A 17,444-nucleotide genomic window follows, 5' to 3' on the forward strand; every position below is an offset into this window, starting at 1 on the left:
CCACAGAAATTAACTGATTGATTTCAAATGACCAAGAGTCAGTATTAAAACAGCCATCACACTCTCTTTGACATCCTTGTAACCAAACTACTGCCCGACTACCAGGGCCATTTACTTCTGATTCATCAATGTAACCCATGATATTAAGGTGTCCTGGGGGAATTTCTAATAGCTTAAGATAAGGATCGAATTTTGTTTTACTCATATTATTTGGCGTTTTTTACTAGCTAATTGTAAGGCAAGTTAACTTGTATAGATTCACCTCTATAATAATAATTAACTTTTGCCTCTATAATAACGAAATATTTACTTTCATAATAATAATCAATCAGAATAATTTTTGTTTAATAATTGTATTTTTAACTTTTTTAATCCAAATACTTAAAAAGTAATATATTATTGCTTGAAAAGCGTAAGTTATAAGTTGGTTATTTTTGGTTAAAGATCGCTAAAAAAATTTTTGTACCTCATTAAGTATGATATAGCTATATATAGATGATTACTTGTTAATTATTTTTTAATTATTGTGCGATCGCTAAATAGAGAGCTAATCAAATTATTAATTGCATTTTGATTTATCAAGAAAACCTTAAAAATATGGGTTAATCACCAAAATGTTTTTTATGATGAAGGTATAGTGAGAACTAAAATAAGTTAACTGAGATTGAAGACAAAAACCAACTTGATATGATATGAAACCAATAACTTGATTATCGTCTAGCTTCCTCTTAACTTATTCCAGAAAAAAATAGGAATCAATTACACAATTAATTTTTTGATAAATCATTAACTTGTAACTCCAGGAGATAATCAATGTATCGCAAGATTATCGTGGCATTAGATAATAGCCCACTTAGTCAAAAAGCTTTTCAACAAAGTTTATCAATAGCTAAGGCATTTAATGCCGAATTACAGTTATTTAATGTAATTTCTTCTTCAGAAGCAGAATATAGAGACACCGTCTCATTAACTGGTAGTGGCTATTATTCACAAAATGCTTCGACTATCAATGAAATTAAACAAGAGAAATGGCAGCTATTGGTAGAAAATAACTTTGATGATTTGCAATCTTTGGTAGAACAAGCTGCACAAGTTGGGGTTTCAGCAGAACTCGTTCAAGAAATCGGTCAACCAGAACGTCAAATCTGCAAATACGCTCAAGAATGGGAAGCCGATTTAATCGTTATTGGTAGTCACGGTAGAAAAGGTTTGAGTGAATTATTGATAGGTAGTGTCAGTAACTATGTTTCTCATAATGTTCCCTGCGATGTGATGCTTGTTCACCAACAGGCTAATTAGTCTTGTGTCCATACATAGTCTTTTGTCGTTTGTCTTTAGTTGCTCACATTACAATAAATAACTAATAACCAATAATTAGCAATCAATGACAACAACAACTTCTCAATCAAAAACTAAAGGCAGAATTCATTCTATTGAAACTTGTGGGACTGTCGATGGTCCTGGAATTCGCTATATTGTCTTTACCCAGGGATGTCCCTTAAGATGCCTTTATTGCCATAATCCCGACTGTCGCCATCCCGATGATGGTAAAGAAGTCACAGTTGATGAATTGATTGCAGATATCCAAAAATATCGCTCTTACATGAAATCTTCTGGAGGAGGAGTAACCATAACTGGCGGTGAACCTTTAATGCAGCCAGAGTTTATCAAAGAGATTTTTATTGCTTGTCAAGAGTTAGGAATTCATACTGCTTTAGATACTTCTGGTTATGTCAAATTAGCAACAGCAAAACCAGTATTAGACTATGTAGATTTAGTATTATTAGATATAAAATCTTTTGACCCTAAAATATATCATCAAGTTACTAGCGTTTCACTCGAACCTACATTGAATTTTGCTCGTTATTTAAGTGATATTAATAAACCAGTTTGGCTGAGATTTGTTCTAGTCCCCAATCTTACCGATCCTCCTCAAAATATTAGGGGTTTAGCGGAGTTTATATCGGGATTAAATAATATCGAACGAGTGGAAATTTCACCCTTTCACAAAATGGGAGAATATAAGTGGGAACAGCTAGGCTACGAATACCAGCTTAAAGATACGCCCCCCGCATCCCCAGCACTAGTTGCCACAGCCAGAAAGATTTTTCAAGAATACAACATTAAAGCTTATTGATTTAGTTATTTTTCTTTTGTCCTTTGTTTTTGAGCTTTCGTTTAGAAGCCAATGACAACTAACTAATGACTAACCAACCACCAACCATTAACAATCATAAATGAAAGTCACCAACCTCGAAGAACTAAATACTCTGATTCAAAAAGTCAAAGTTGCTCAAAGTAAATATGCTAGTTTTACTCAACAGCAAGTAGATAAAATATTCAAACAAGCAGCTTTAGCAGCTAACGAAAAACGGATTCCCCTTGCTAAATTAGCTGTTAGGGAGACAGGTATGGGGATCGTTGAAGATAAGGTGATTAAAAACCATTTTGCTTCAGAATTTATCTACAACAAATATAAACATGAAGCTACCTGTGGTGTAGTCGAATCAGATTCCCATTATGGCATTCAAAAAATCGCCGAACCAGTGGGAATATTAGCGGGAATTGTCCCCACAACGAATCCAACTTCCACCGCAATTTTTAAAGCTTTAATCGCGCTCAAAACTCGCAACGCAATTATCTTTTCTCCCCATCCCAGAGCTCAAGAATGTACGATCGACGCAGCTAAAACAGTTTTAGATGCTGCGGTAAAAGCAGGTGCGCCAGAAGATATTATCGGTTGGATTGATGCGCCATCAGTAGAGCTTTCTCAAGCTTTAATGCAACATCCCAATATAAACCTAATCCTGGCTACTGGTGGTCCTGGAATGGTAAAAGCTGCCTATTCTTCAGGTAAACCATCTTTAGGTGTTGGTGCAGGTAATACACCCGCCGTAATTGATGAAACAGCCGAGATTAAATTAGCCGTAAGCTCAATTTTATTGAGTAAAACCTTCGACAACGGCATGATTTGCGCTTCGGAACAATCGGTGATTGTAGTCGATGAAATTTATGAGCGCGTTAAACAAGAATTTGTCCTCAGAGGGGCTTATTTTTTGACTGCTGAAGAACAGTCAAGGGTAGGTGAAGTCTTAATTAAAGATGGACATATTAACGCAGCAATCGTCGGTCAATCTGTCGTTCAAATCGGAGAACTAGCAGGAATAGAAGTACCATTAGGAAGCAAGGTTTTAATTGGGGAAATTGACGGGGTAGGTGCTCAAGAACCATTTTCCATTGAAAAATTATCTCCTGTCTTGGGAATGTATCGGGTGGCAGATTTTAAAGCAGCCACAGCAAAAGCTGAAGAACTGATTTTATTGGGCGGACGGGGACATACCTCTGTACTATATACTACTCCTAGTAATCACGATCGCATTGACTATTTTGATTCCCACGTCTCCACGGGTAGGGTGTTAATTAATACGCCTTCTTCCCAAGGGGCAATTGGTGATTTGTATAACTTCAAGTTAGACCCCTCCCTAACCCTGGGTTGTGGTACTTGGGGTGGTAATTCGGTCAGTGAAAACGTTACCGTTCACCATCTACTCAACATCAAAACCGTATCCGAACGAAGAGAAAATATGCTCTGGTTTCGCGTACCACCCAAAATTTATTTCAAATACGGTTCTTTGCCCGTAGCTTTGAGAGATTTAGAGGGTAAAAAACGGGCATTTATCATTACCGACAAGCCCTTATTTGATATGGGCATGATCAAGGAAGTAACTGAAGTCTTAGAAGAAATGAACATCGAACATCAAATATTTTATGATGTTCAACCCGATCCCAATCTTTCCACTATCGAAATGGGATTAGCTAGGGTCAATACCTTCCAGCCCGATGTTATCATTGCCTTTGGTGGCGGTTCCCCTATGGATGCAGCCAAGGTAATTTGGTTGATGTACGAACATCCCGAAGTCGAATTCGATGGCATCGCTACCAGATTTATGGATATCCGCAAAAGGGTATATGAGTTACCAACTTTAGGGAAAAAAGCGGAAATGGTAGCAATTCCCACTACTTCTGGTACTGGTTCGGAAGTAACACCCTTCGCCGTAGTAACTGACGACCGCACGGGTATTAAATATCCCCTTGCCGACTATGCCTTAACTCCCAGTATGGCAATTGTCGATCCCGAATTGGTCTTAAATATGCCCAAATCCCTCACAGCTTTTGGTGGGATCGATGCTTTGACCCATGCCTTAGAAGCCTATGTCTCAGTACTAGCGACAGAATATACCGATGGTTTGGCTTTACAAGCGATCGCCTTACTGATTAAATACTTGCCTCGCGCTTATCAACTGGGTGCCAAAGATCCTCAAGCCAGAGAAAAAGTTCACTACGCAGCTACCATTGCAGGGATGGCATTTGCCAATTCTTTCTTAGGCATCTGTCACTCCATGGCACACAAACTAGGTTCTACTTTTCATGTCCCTCACGGTTTAGCCAATGCGCTGATGATTACCCACGTCATTCGCTATAATTCCACCGATGCACCGTTTAAACAGGCTATCTTCCCCCAATACGAATACCCCCATGCTAAAGAACGTTATGCTGAAATTGCCGATCATCTACATTTAGGAGGGAATACTCCTGACGAGAAAGTAGAAAAATTAGTTGAAGCGATCGATAATCTCAAAGTAGAAATCAATATTCCCCTGACTATTAAAGAAGCCTTACCAGGAGAAGAAAAAGAGTTCTACGAACAAGTCGAAGAATTAGCCGAACAAGCTTTTGATGACCAATGTACTGGCTCAAATCCCCGCTATCCTCTGATTAAAGACTTGAAAGAACTTTACACCCTTGCATATCGCGGTTGTAAGATAGATGCCACAATGTACCATCCTGAGACAGAAACCCCACAAGATAATCAAAGTATGGCGGGGGTATCTTAAAATCGCTACGCGATTAGCTATAAGCTATAGGCTATAAGCTATTAGCAAGACTTGCATAGTGAGAGCAATTTTACCCACCACTATGCCTTATTCCACTTCTTTAAGTGGAGGAATTAAACAAAGCTTATAGCTGGTTAAATTTCCATATTTTGGCTTCGTTTGATGGTTATTCTGTCTTGAAGAGACGGAATTAAGATTGTAGGGTGGGCAATGCCCACCCTTTGATAATTCAGGTAACAAAATCCGATTTAGCATTTTGAATTTATTTTTCAAGATAATTAACATTACAATCATTTCTCTTAATTAGACTTGATGATCGTTTTATTTCAAGTATGGATAATTACTTTAAATCAAGTTTTCCCCTAATTCTCGTTTTCCCGATTTAATTATCGGTACAGCGATCGCAATTATCTTATTTCGTGGTGGAATTGAGATTGTGTATGATGAGCGCAGTGAGAGAGCAAGACTCTAACCAAACTCAACACTTAAAAATAACTCGAAGATCGCTAAATAGCGATCGCTGTACTGTATCAAACAGAATTAATTTGGTGGACTACTAGATGCGAAAAGAGATGGTACTAGAAAAAAGCGATCGCTTCAAATTTTAATTAGATAATTGCTTTAAATTAGGATCTTAATTGACTTTGAGCTTAAATTGCTTTCCGTTCTACAAACCTACTCAAAATCCCCGCGCTTCTGGATAAAAATACTCGTACCTTGCCCCAAAAAAATGATGTTGCTTATCCTCCTCTATAGGTTTTCATCATCCGAGTACAACCTTAATCAATTTGATCTGAGTTGAAAATTATCACCTTCACAAAATTGTCTGATATAAGTTTTTTAATTTAGACCAGCAGTACATAGTTGTTATTTGTGAGGGTATCTCGTCTGAAATTTCCCTGGATTTTTATAAGTAGGTAAGCAAAATTATTTGTACATTAATGAAGTGTCCTCACATTAATCTTTCCCCCCCCCGCTCCCCTGCTTCCCCTGCTCCCTCTGCTATGCCAAAATACACAATTAATTATGCCCAGGTACTTACTGCCCGTTTTTCGTCCTTTGTCAGCAAACAAAAGACCAATAATCAAAGAATTCAAAATGTATGCAATTAGTTTTCAAGAGTAAACTATGACCACTTATAATGTCACTTTAATTAATAACAGCAAAAACTTTCAAAAAACGATCGCCATTCCCGATAATGAGTATATTCTTTCGGAAGCTGTCGAAGAGGGGATTAAAATTCCCTTTGAATGTGTGGTAGGTGCTTGTGCTACTTGTCAGGGTAAGATGATCTCTGGCACTGTAGATCAATCAGAACAAATATTTTTAAGCGAGGAACAAATTGAGGAAGGCTATGTGCTAACTTGTGTTGCTAAACCTACTTCTAACTGCACTATTGAGATCGATCTGGGTGAATATCTTTAATAGATAGTAAAACGCGATAAATTTAATCAGGGATGATTGAGTCAAAATATCTGGCGTTTCTTAAATTAAAGGCGATCGTGTTTTGGTTAAATCCTTCTGTGAGAGCGTTATTAATAAGACGTTTCTTTTTGGGCAGTTTTCCCAGTGGTTGAACAACTTATCCGCCTTTGAGTTTGATTAAAGCTAAGTACCCAGACAGAATTAATTACACATTTAGCTTTCTCTATTGCCTATTACAAGCGTGCCTATTGCCTCTCTCAAATAGGAAATTAATTTTGTCCAACTGCTTAATAATGCTCAATCATAGATTGTCTCGATTCCGTTTATACCTCAATGCGATGGGTACAAGTTCCGCTTAGTTTGCCCTCCTTCAAGAATAAAGGACTTTACGAGACTCCGATAAGTTGGCGTTAGCTGTAAGAGGAAATACTAAATAAGATTAAGCCTTTATTAACATCTATATTAATCGCGAATCTTTTCTGGTATCTTACTGATATTATTGAATGAGAAAGATTATCTACAAAACTGTGACTTATTTGACCGCGAGAGAGACTTGGGGTTAGTCCTAAAGGATACACCTTCGGATAAAAGCATCTCTAATAGCGGTGTTGAATGAAAAAATTTTAATATTCCTTAAAACAGTTAATAAAACATACTCAATATAGTCACATTATATCTCTATTTTAAGAATAGATAGTGTTTATCAAAACACTCGATCGCGATAAATTCTCAAAATAATTCTTCTCATAATTATCGCGGAAATTAAGATGATTCTCACAGAGATCCAAAACTTCCTAATCAATTACCATCGCGTCTCTTTAGCAGAAATGGAACAGCATTTCCATATGGATGGAGATGCACTGAGACAGATGTTAAACAAGTTAATTAAAAAAGGTAGGGTGCGCAAGTTATCAAAAGCAGAAAAATGCCACAGTTGTACGAGTTGTAATCCTGAAACACTAGAATTTTATGAGTGGATAGATCGAGCTAGTCATTGATTTCTATAGAAACAAAAGACTATTTAAAATTTTATTTACTTAAAGCCAATTTTTTCTTAACCTAGTAAAGAGTAGGAGTAAATCATAGCCATGACAGCTACAACTGCAACTAATAATTTTAGTAATCTCTCGCCAGAAGATATAACCCCCCAACTAGGAACATTTTTAAAAGAACATGGAGAGATTGAAACGATTCTTCCCGTGGCGTGCGGTATATTTATTACCAGTCAATTGAAATTACGAGGAGCAAACGCCCTGCTCGTCAACTTGTTGGTGGCAAGTTTGGCGCGTCAAATATTTACCCAACTCAAACAAGAACCAACATCCACAGTAACCGAAAGCAATAATATCAGTGCGAGTCAGGAAGAGAGTTCAGCATCAGAAACAAATCTCCCAGATTGTGCGATAGCTCATGCTGTACCTGGAAGAGTTCGTTTGAAAATGCCACAGTTAGCTCTTGATGCTGATTTTGCCCAGCGTTTACAACAAGCTTTAAATGCTGATGAGTATGTTAACCGTGTTCGGATCAATCGCGCAGCAGCTTCGATCGCGATTAATTATGATAATCAAGGACTGTCTGATTGGGAAATAGGAATGCGTTTGATGGGGATTATCAATACTGTTCGACAGGAACATCAAGTTTCTAGATAGGGGCAAGGTAATGCCTAGCCCTTACAGTTATTAGAAGAGACGTTTCGTCGGAACGTCTGTACGATGATAATTCGTTATTCGTCATTGATGGCAAAAAATAAAAAGAGCAAAAAGCACCAGAAAAAGACTAAGAAACAGTATAAAAAGGGCAAAAAATCTCAGAAAGAGAATCGAGAATTAAGGATCGAGTATTTGAATAACTCCCTACCTATAACTGACACAAAAAAGAGCGAAGTCGATCGCCCTTTACTTTCTTTGGTGCATCATATCCCAGGCAGAGTCAGATTTCGGATTTCTCATTTAAAAGATCATCCCGATTATGCAGCTAATCTTCAGCAATTTTTATTGGCTCAATCTGGCATTAGGGGAGTGAGGGTAAATCGAGTTGCAGCTTCAGTGGCGATCGTATATTACTACACAGGGGATTCTCTCACAGAAATAGCTTCTAATTTAGCGCAGTTAATTCAACAAGCAGGAACAACTAATCGTCAGGAGGGCATTGCCCACCCTACTAAAAATAAAGCTTCTGAACTGGAAAGTTGGTCGAGTTTAGCATTACCCATCTTCACCACAATTGTTAGTTGGTTGAGTAATCAAAGCCGATTAATTTGGTTACGCCCAGTTGCTCTTGCTAGTCTAGTAGCTGTTACTTTGCCCGTAGTGAAAAAAGCCAGTCAGAGTCTTTTGCGCGATCGCAAAATAAATATTGATTGTTTAGACTTATTAGCATTGAGTTTAAGTTATGGACAAGGAAGATTAGCGACTCCCGCCTTAGTAATTACTCTCCACGAACTAGGGGATGTGATACGCGAGCGCACTGCTCGTTCCACAGAAACCCAAACCGCAGATTTACTTGATGCCATTGGACATTTTGCTTGGGTAATTAGGTCAGAAAAACCCGTACAAATAAAGAGCGATCTCGTACAACCAGGAGAAACTGTAACTGTCTATCCTGGGGAACAAATTCCTGTAGATGGAGAAGTTCTTAAAGGTCTAGCTACAGTTGACCAACAGCAGCTTACAGGAGAATCAATGCCCATCGTTGCTAATGTAGGAACAAAGGTTTATGCTTCAACTTTGGTGCGTTCGGGACAGATTTACATTCGTGCTGATAGGGTAGGAAAACAGACTCGCGCTGCTGCCAGTATGGAACTACTGCAAAATGCCCCCGTACACGATACTCGGATGGCAAATTATGCAGCACAGGTAGCAGATAAGTTGATTTTACCTTCTCTGGCTTTAGCTGGTGTGGTTTTAGGTGTTACCAGAGAACCTGCCAGGGCAGCCTCTATCTTAACTTTGGATTTTGTGACAGGTATCCGCGTTTCTATGCCTACAGCATTTCTCAGCGCATTAAACCACAATACACGGCACGGTATTTTAGTACGCAGTGGCAGAACTATCGAACAGTTAGCAGAAGTAGATACAGTTGTCTTTGATAAAACGGGAACTTTAACCCAAGGACAACTAACCGTAGTCGGCATTCAAACCATCCCAGGCAGAATGTCCGCAGAACAAGTATTAGCCTTGGCTGCTGCTGCCGAACAAAGAATTACCCATCCTGTAGCAGAGGCAATTAACAATTATGCTCAAAGTCAAAATATCGATATTCCCCGTCGTCAACAATGGAATTATGAAGTTGGTCTAGGTATTCGCGCAACAGTAGAAGATAAAGAAGTTTTAGTAGGCAGCGATCGCTTTTTAAGTCAAGAAAATATTAGTTTAGCAGACTGGGAAACCAGAGCTATTCCCTTGCGTCATCTCTGCGATCTCGAACAAAAATCTGCTACTTCAGCCTGGTTATCTTTAATCTATGTGGCTTGTGATGGAGAGTTTCAAGGGGTAATTAAATATGCCGATCCTCTACGCGACGAAAGTCCAGCTTTAATTCAATCTCTCCAAGTCTCTGGTAAAAAAATTCACTTATTGACAGGGGATAACCACCAAAGAGCTAAAATAGTAGCAGAGGAATTAAACATTCCCCTCTCTCAAGTCCATGCCCAAGCTTTTCCCGAACAAAAAGCAGCGATCGTTCGCGAGCTAAAGCTGGCAGGGAAAACAGTAGCCTTTGTTGGTGATGGCTTGAATGATTCAGTTGCTCTTGCTTATGCCGATGTGTCCATATCTTTTGCCAATGGTTCCGATATTGCCAGAGAAATAGCTGATGTGGTGTTGATGGATAACGATCTAGCTAGTTTGGCACAGGCTTTGAATATTGCCACCGAAACCAAAAAGCTAATCGAGCAAAATACTCTGTTAGTAGTTGCGCCTAATTTAATGGCTTTGGGTTTGGCTTCTACAGTGGGACTAAATCCCCTCATCGCTACAATAATTCACAATGGTTCGGCGATCGCTGCTGGACTAAACAGTCTTCGTCCTCTGGTACAGCATCAGTTAGAGGAACAAAATCACTGGGATTTCCAGTTACCCTAGATCAAAAAAATCGCTTAATTCGAGGAGCAAGTATTAATATGTCTGAAATGCAACCAGTCAACAACCCTGTCCCTAATCAAAATTCTGTCCTTAATCAAGTTCAAAACGCTTACAGAAATAACCCTATGCAGACTTTAGCAATTGGCATGGGTGTGGCAGTTTTAGCCCCCGCAGTATTACCTTTAATGAAACCCTTAGCTAAAGCAGCAATTAAAAGTGGTGTCGGCTTTTATGAAAAAACCAAAGGAGCGATCGCAGAAACAGGAGAAGTCATTGGTGATATTGTCGCTGAAGCCAAAGCCGAAGCAGCAGCCGAACAAGCTCAAAAAATAAGTGTGGCATCAGGCTTAATGAATGCAGCTAGTAACAGTAATGAAACTCAAGGCAACTGATTAGTTGAATGTTTTGAGCTAATCCGATTAGCATTATTTCTTTTGACTAGCGATCAGGCGAAGCCTGCCACTGCGCGATCGCTGCTTGCTGCCAAATTCTAGTTAATTCAGTACTTGAAGAGTTAACTGATAATGCCGTACTTTCTCGATCGAGAGATAGACTGTTTTTGATTGCTGCCTTGATAAAAGGTTTGCCCAGCTTGGTTACCGCAGGGACGAGAAGAGAAGTTACAGCGATCGCGCTTAATCCCGCCAATGCCACAGGATTACTTCCATCGCCATCTTCGACAATTTCTTTGAGGTGAAACGAAAGTACGGATCTATCCCAATGAATTAATGACATAATTTGATTCCGTTGGTCAAAATAGCATTCTTTTATTTTATTCTACTTGATAATAATTATCTATAGCCAAGTTTACAGAAAAAAAACAAACCACAATTCCACATTTCAATCTCCTTGATTCACAGAGGAATTTTCTCTCCCCCAACACCTTAGCGTGGCGTATATAACGGCTTGACTATTCATTTAAATATGGGCAAGTAGAAATCTAGATAATAAAAAAATTTCTTGATAAGTGAATAAATATATATATTGTTAGCTTTACTACCCAGGTAGATGGGCTGGTAGCACGGAAAAAGCGACAATTGCGAAAAAAGTAAAACTTGAAGATGTTTCTAACAATGCCACTTGCTGGATATTAGTGGCACAGTACCAGTTCTTTTGCCAAAGAATCAAGATAAACTCTACTAGGGCTACCCCAAATGCCAAGGCTGTAATAGGTGATAACCATCCAATCAGCCAAAGTAGCAGAACGATCGCACTTCCAATACTATGAAAGATTATACCTGGAATAATTGAAGCAGTTTTAGTTTTTCGTAATTTAACCGTAAAAATAGCACTGGAGAAAAATAAAGTGTTAAGTATCCCAATAGCGATCGCTACATGAGAAATTGTGCCAATGGTTACTGTATGTGCTAATGGGGCTGACAGACAAACAGCAGCAAATGTTACCAGTTCATTAAGTCTTGATTTTTGTTGACGATGCCAAACTGAAACTAGATCGAAGATTAAAGCAGCGATCGCGCAGTGGCAGGCTTCGCCTGATCGCTAGACTGTAAATGAGTAGCAGGGAAAATAGAGCCGAATTGTGCCACACTAGCCATAGAGCGATCTCGCGAAGCGAGCCACTGCGCGATCGCTACTGCTATACCGCCGTAAAGACTTGCCCACAGTAATAATCTCGGTTTCCCAGTTTTACGCTGTTTAATTTGCCATACCAGTGGATGCTCTGCTTGAAAGCCACAAAAGGCGCAGACGAGAGCCAGGGGTTGTTTGCCAACTCCATTGCTGTGCAGCAGCAGCCCCCGTGAGGAATGATACCATTAGCATCACGTAGACCCCATGTTCTGGGGAAACCGTAGGACGATACCATTGTTGGGACTTCGGTGAGGGAGAATGAATTGCGATCTCGAAGAGATCCGCTACACGGTGCGGTGTCATTATCGATCGGGAATAGGAAATCAGAAATGGGGAATAAGTAATTAAGTTTTAGCAACTTTTCTTGTTCCTAATTTGTGAATACTTTACCCCATAATGCGATGATACCTCTTCAGCAAATTCTAGTCAGAACTTTTTAAACGCGAGTTGTGGTTTTAGACCTCTGTTGTGAGCGATCGCGATCAAGAGAAATGCTACGGGGACTCTGGGCTAACTTGAATAGGAAAATTGTTCCTGCCATAGTTACTACTCCACCGATCGTCCAACTTAAAGAAGAACCTGGATGTTGAGAAAAAGTAGCAATTTGATAGAACATTACTGCTACCCAATAACCCAAACCTGTAGTCCAAAGTGCAACCAATAGCGTCCAACCTAAATTAGTTTCGCGGTAAACTGCACCTGTGGCAGCAACACAAGGAAAATACATCAGCACGAATAATAAATAGGCAAAAGCTGCTGTCGGACTGCTAAATCTTTGGGACATCTGCCCAAATGTACCTACTGCTAGTTCTTGTTCTTCGGCAACAGCTTCTTGGTCTTCTACATTGCCAATATTTAAACCCACAGGATCGAGTATTTGATTGCCAATATCTGCTAAATTAGCGGGAATACTACTAAAAGCCTCGCCAATACCGCCCCAAAAATCAAAACCTGACTCTTCGGCTACTTCTTCTGACTCTTCGATTGCTAACTGACTGTAAAGAGAATCGATAGTCCCCACCATTGCTTCTTTGGCAAATACCCCTGTAAAAATACCTACAGTAGCGGGCCAGTTTTCTTGACTAACCCCCATCGGCGCAAATAAGGGAGTTACTGCTTGACTTGTAGCAGAGAGAATCGAATCTTTACTGTCTTGTTGTCCAAAAGAGCCATCTGTACCAATGGAATTTAACAAGCTCAAGACCATCACCATCAGTACGATTATTTTACCTGCTCTGATAATAAATCCTCTGAGTCTGTCCCAAGCGCGGATCGCGATTCCTTTAGGCTTCGGAATGTGATAGGGCGGTAACTCCATGACAAAAGGTGAAGCTTCTCCTTGCATGATGGTGTTTTTCATCACTAGCCCAGTAAAGATCGCAGCAGCAATACCGATTAAATACAGCCCAAAAACCAGGTTTTGCCCGTTACGAGGAAAGAAAGCAGCAGCAAACAACGCATATACAGGCAGTCTTGCCCCACAAGACATAAACGGATTCATCATGATGGTCATCAAGCGATCGCGCCTATTCTCTAGTGTCCGCGTTGCCATAATTGCAGGTACGTTACAGCCAAACCCCACTAACATCGGGACAAAGGATTTTCCTGGTAATCCCACCAAGCGCATCAATTTATCCATCACAAAGGCTGCCCTTGCCATATAACCAGAGTCTTCGAGGATTGAGAGAATGACGAATAATAAACCGATTTGGGGAATAAAAGTCGCTACAGTTTGAATACCACCGCCGATAGAAGTTATGAAACCGATGAACCAGCCTGGGGCGTTAAGAGACTCTAACCAAGCTTGAGGGGCATCGACAAAGACAGTACCTACAGAAATATCAAAGAAATCGATAAATGCACCACCAACATTAATGGCAATAAAAAACATCAGGTACATCACCACTAAAAATAGGGGAATGCCAATCCAACGATTGAGGACAAACTGGTCGATCTTATCCGATGTTGTAGTACTAATATCTCTAGTCTGTCTGACTGAACTTTGGATCAGGTTGCGAATAAAGCCATAGCGACTGTCAGCAACAATAATATCAATGTCTTCGTGTAATAGCTGGTGAATTTTACGGCGATTTTCAATAACAATGCGATCTAGTTCTTTGCCCTTTAATTCAGGGGCTACACGGTCTTCATATTCTAGTAATTTAAGAGCAAACCACCTAGTAGAAATCTTTTTATTACGTCCTTTTTTCTGAACTAAGGGTTCAATTTGACTAAGAGTGTCTTCTATCACTGCGGGGTAAGCCACCACCGTAGGCAGGTTTCCAGGATTGTTGATTAATTCATTAATTTTGCTTTTAAGCAGAGTGATTCCTTCTCCTAAAAAAGCACTGATGGGAATCACCAAACAACCCAGTCTCTGAGAAAGCTCATTGGTATTAATATCTAATTCTCGCTCCCTTGCTATATCGATCATGTTTAATGCTGTTACCATTGGTACGCGCATCTCCATAATCTGAGTAGTCAAATATAAGTTGCGTTCCAAATTAGAAGCATCGACGATATTAATAATTAAATCCGCTTCTCCTTCTAACAAATAATCCCGTGCAATCAATTCATCTAGTCCTGTGCCTTCATCTTCCGCATCTAAAGAATACACCCCAGGCAAATCGATAACCGTAATTTCAACGTTGTCATAACTATATTTACCTTCCTTGCGATCCACCGTTACCCCTGGCCAATTTCCTGTACGCTGATTAGCACCTGTTAGATCGTTAAAAAGTGTGGTTTTACCACAGTTGGGATTGCCAATTAAAGCGATTGTCTGTTTTTTCATTTGTTTAGTTATTAGTTATTAGTTATTAGTTATTAGTTATTAGTTATTAGTTATTAGTTAATTAGTTGTTCGTGGTTCGTGGCATTCCATGAAACCTCTGTACAGTTATAGAGACTTCTTAATTCCTCGTCTCTACGGTTGTTACTCCTGCTCCTGAATTACCTATAAAGGTTCAACTACCAATGCAGAAGCTTCATCCTTACGCAAACTTAATTTAAAGCCCCGCACCTTGATTTCAACAGGATCGCCCAAAGGAGCAACACGAGTGACAGTAAACTCTGTCCCAGGAGTTAAACCCATTGCCAGTAATTTTCTTTTGTAAGCTTTCTTGGCAGCATCGTCAGTCGCCTCAAAACGAGTTACTTTTCCTTGTTGGTTTACCTGTAAGTCTTTTAACGTAGTGGCACTACTTTCCATTTCATTCACCTCTTGAACTTCTACTAAATAATCAAAAGGGCGATCCGATACGAGAATTCGTTTTGCCATCCCCCCATCAATACCAATACGAGTTTCCCCCAGCGCAATCAGTAAGTTACCCGCTAAATTTTGAACCACCTCGATCGCCATACCTGGAGCTAATCCCATCCCCACTAACCGATTCATCCCCTCTTTGTTTTTATAGCCAGCAATCCATAGGCGATCGCCTAATTTAGCTGTGGCTAATGGCATTAGGGAGCGTTGGTGGTCAGAGTTGTCTTTTGTTGAGAGTGACTCTCCTTTATCCTCTTCTTTATCGTCTTGATGACGGTGTTGTTTACCATGATTGTGTCTCCATTTCATTGCGTACTTCTCTCCCTAATTCCTTGAGAATTCCCCAGCTTGTTGTTTCCCAGTAAGACTTGAGTAATTATTTAGCTGTAATCTATGACCGTTGCTTAAATATACTTATTGAGAATTTTTACTATTGGTTTGCTATAACTCAAGTAGTATCATGATTGATTAAAGAAGTACGATTAATTTATGGATATTTAATTTTTGGACAAAGCGATGGGATACTAACCGTTTGCAGATAACGAGCAGTAGAAAGAATCATTAATTGATTTGGGTGGGACTCTCTATGAAAAGAAAGTATTCTAAATAAGCAGTACCAAAAATGCAGTAAAGCGGAAAATCATTTTCAGTAAAGCTATCTAGAGCTTCAGGAGACTTAAATAGATAAGTTGCAATTATCCTATAGTCTTAAAATAACCAGGAGTCCATATCTAGAGAAATGTAAACAGCTTCCACTGCTTAAAAATAGCGTTCTATTGTTTGATATAAAAAGTAAAGCATCTGTCTTTTGAACCTCCCATCGCTTCTGTAAACAGTAAGCGTGGGATTGGTAGAGTCGAGGGAGGCTATCATGCCTCGCCCCTCTCTCTGAAATCTGTACGTGCGAGTTTCCTTGCATACAGCTTCCGAATATCTTTAATCTTTCCGATTTTTGCTCATGTGGACATAATGATGACAACTTCTATGGATGGCGAGAAGATTCTTTTGACCCCAGTTGTTGTGATTACCATCGATGTGATGTAAATCTACTTTTTCTTCTTCAAGAAATTTCAACCCACAGTATCCGCATGAATGATTTTGTTTCCTAAGTGTCCTTGCTGTTGCTCCATCGTATAATACGCTGTTTCTCTTTGACCAATAATTTATATCTCCGTCAAACGGTGATTTTTCACCTTTGACATTGACAAATTTGTTCTCTGAGTATTTAACGTAAGGAAAGGCGATTTTTATCATCTTTTCCGCTTGGTATCGGTTTATGGTCTTTTGTCTTAAGAACACACGAAATGTTCTGTGGGCTAAATCCCATAAGCTGAACCTAGAATCGTCTATCTTGCAGTATTTATGATAGTTGCGCCATCCTCTCACGACTGGAGCAAGTTTTGACACTTTTGTTTCCGCACCATAATTAGAGTTGTTGACGATGTGTTTAACTTTTTGTCGGAAGGCTTTGAAGTTATCCTCTGAGGGAATGCTTCTAAACTTTCCGTTGTTCTTCTGGACGTAAAATGTCCATCCGAGAAAGTCAAATCCACCTGTCGAGACTGTTACTTTGGTCTTCTTCTGACTGACCTCCATTCCTCTTTCAGCCAGGAATTCTTCAACTTTGGCAAGTATTTTTTCCGCACTATCTTTTGGTTTTAGTACGAAAACCATGTCGTCCGCGTATCTTATACATTTGGAAACGGTTTTTCCTGCTAACCTGTATTCCCCTATCTTTTCTATCCCGTTGAGAGCGATATTCGCCAAAAGTGGGCTTATTACGCCACCTTGAGGCGTTCCTTGATTGGGGAATTGTGGGTTAGTGCCACTCTTGAGGCATCGGCGTAAACCGCCTATAATGAATTGAGGAGCTATAGCTCTGTCTAAGATTGCCTTATGGCTTATACGGTCGAAGCATTTAGCGATGTCTATTTCTAGGACTCGCTTATTTATTCCATTTCTGTCGCTTTTTAACTTTAAGAACAGGATTTTCTGGGCATCGTGTGTGCTTCTTCCTGGTCTAAAACCATAGCTTCGTTCATGAAATTGTGCTTCGTGTGGGCGAAAATAGAAGGTTCGTGTCACCAGACGCAACCTAACCTTGAAACCATTGCAATGTCTAGCTTACAGCCTTTGATAAGACTCAACCTATTTCACCCCAAAACCCTCTTGATTCATAATTTTTTT

The 17,444-nt window shown here is 39.6% G+C and carries 13 protein-coding genes and 3 pseudogenes; 8 read left to right on the top strand and 8 right to left on the bottom strand.

Annotation, left to right across the window (positions count from 1 at the left end; genetic code table 11):
• The coding region (locus H1P_RS20585; RefSeq protein WP_144870864.1) for a 4Fe-4S cluster-binding domain-containing protein at positions 1–205 on the bottom strand (205 nt) is incomplete at its 3' end.
• 608 nt (positions 206–813) lie between these two features.
• On the opposite strand from H1P_RS20585, the gene H1P_RS20590 reads away from it, so the two are divergent.
• The 8 genes from H1P_RS20590 to H1P_RS20625 all read left to right on the top strand — a co-directional run bounded on the left by H1P_RS20590 (position 814) and on the right by H1P_RS20625 (position 10,794).
• Positions 814–1,299 (top strand): universal stress protein, encoded by a 486-nt coding sequence (locus tag H1P_RS20590; protein ID WP_144870866.1) that lies wholly within the window; start codon positions 814–816, stop codon positions 1,297–1,299.
• An 85-nt stretch (positions 1,300–1,384) separates the two neighbouring features.
• On the top strand, positions 1,385–2,137 hold the full coding sequence (gene pflA, locus H1P_RS20595) for a pyruvate formate-lyase-activating protein (RefSeq protein WP_144870868.1): 753 nt from the start codon (positions 1,385–1,387) through the stop codon (positions 2,135–2,137).
• 100 nt (positions 2,138–2,237) lie between these two features.
• Positions 2,238–4,895 (top strand): bifunctional acetaldehyde-CoA/alcohol dehydrogenase, encoded by a 2,658-nt coding sequence (gene adhE, locus H1P_RS20600; RefSeq protein ID WP_144870870.1) that lies wholly within the window; start codon positions 2,238–2,240, stop codon positions 4,893–4,895.
• A gap of 1,128 nt (positions 4,896–6,023) precedes the next feature.
• Complete coding sequence (locus H1P_RS20605; RefSeq protein WP_144870872.1) at positions 6,024–6,320, top strand: 2Fe-2S iron-sulfur cluster-binding protein; 297 nt, start codon at positions 6,024–6,026, stop codon at positions 6,318–6,320.
• Between the two features lie 767 nt (positions 6,321–7,087).
• The gene (locus H1P_RS20610; RefSeq protein WP_144870874.1) at positions 7,088–7,318 is read left to right on the top strand and encodes a FeoC-like transcriptional regulator; all 231 of its coding nucleotides are present in this window, start codon (positions 7,088–7,090) and stop codon (positions 7,316–7,318) included.
• 90 nt (positions 7,319–7,408) lie between these two features.
• Positions 7,409–7,969 (top strand): HMA2 domain-containing protein, encoded by a 561-nt coding sequence (locus H1P_RS20615; RefSeq protein WP_144870877.1) that lies wholly within the window; start codon positions 7,409–7,411, stop codon positions 7,967–7,969.
• A 210-nt stretch (positions 7,970–8,179) separates the two neighbouring features.
• A complete protein-coding gene (locus H1P_RS20620; RefSeq protein WP_425461547.1) occupies positions 8,180–10,402 on the top strand; it encodes a heavy metal translocating P-type ATPase in 2,223 nt (740 codons plus the stop codon).
• A gap of 38 nt (positions 10,403–10,440) precedes the next feature.
• Positions 10,441–10,794: a DUF5132 domain-containing protein gene (locus H1P_RS20625; protein ID WP_246141859.1), complete on the top strand. Its 354-nt coding sequence runs from the start codon at positions 10,441–10,443 to the stop codon at positions 10,792–10,794.
• Positions 10,795–10,840: 46 nt separating this feature from the next.
• Here the strand turns inward: H1P_RS20625 and H1P_RS37560 are convergent, their stop codons facing one another.
• The 7 genes and pseudogenes from H1P_RS37560 to H1P_RS20650 all read right to left on the bottom strand — a co-directional run.
• Positions 10,841–11,137, bottom strand: a complete 297-nt coding sequence (locus tag H1P_RS37560) for a hypothetical protein (RefSeq protein WP_222427148.1) — start codon at positions 11,135–11,137, stop codon at positions 10,841–10,843.
• A 261-nt stretch (positions 11,138–11,398) separates the two neighbouring features.
• On the bottom strand, positions 11,399–11,563 hold the full coding sequence (locus H1P_RS38395; protein WP_246141860.1) for a hypothetical protein: 165 nt from the start codon (positions 11,561–11,563) through the stop codon (positions 11,399–11,401).
• Positions 11,564–11,821: 258 nt separating this feature from the next.
• A pseudogene (locus H1P_RS40110) lies at positions 11,822–11,875 on the bottom strand (hypothetical protein); the annotation flags it as partial.
• A gap of 146 nt (positions 11,876–12,021) precedes the next feature.
• A pseudogene (locus tag H1P_RS38405) lies at positions 12,022–12,295 on the bottom strand (YwiC-like family protein); the annotation flags it as partial.
• Between the two features lie 133 nt (positions 12,296–12,428).
• Positions 12,429–14,786, bottom strand: a complete 2,358-nt coding sequence (feoB, locus tag H1P_RS20640; protein ID WP_144870881.1) for a Fe(2+) transporter permease subunit FeoB — start codon at positions 14,784–14,786, stop codon at positions 12,429–12,431.
• A gap of 162 nt (positions 14,787–14,948) precedes the next feature.
• On the bottom strand, positions 14,949–15,566 hold the full coding sequence (locus H1P_RS38990; RefSeq protein WP_144870883.1) for a FeoA family protein: 618 nt from the start codon (positions 15,564–15,566) through the stop codon (positions 14,949–14,951).
• A 627-nt stretch (positions 15,567–16,193) separates the two neighbouring features.
• Positions 16,194–17,315 (bottom strand): annotated as a pseudogene (locus H1P_RS20650) (group II intron reverse transcriptase); the annotation flags it as partial.
• Between the last annotated feature and the right edge of the window lie 129 nt (positions 17,316–17,444).

Source organism: Hyella patelloides LEGE 07179 (assembly GCF_900659865.1).
In the GTDB taxonomy this organism is placed as follows: Bacteria; Cyanobacteriota; Cyanobacteriia; order Cyanobacteriales; family Xenococcaceae; genus Hyella; species Hyella patelloides.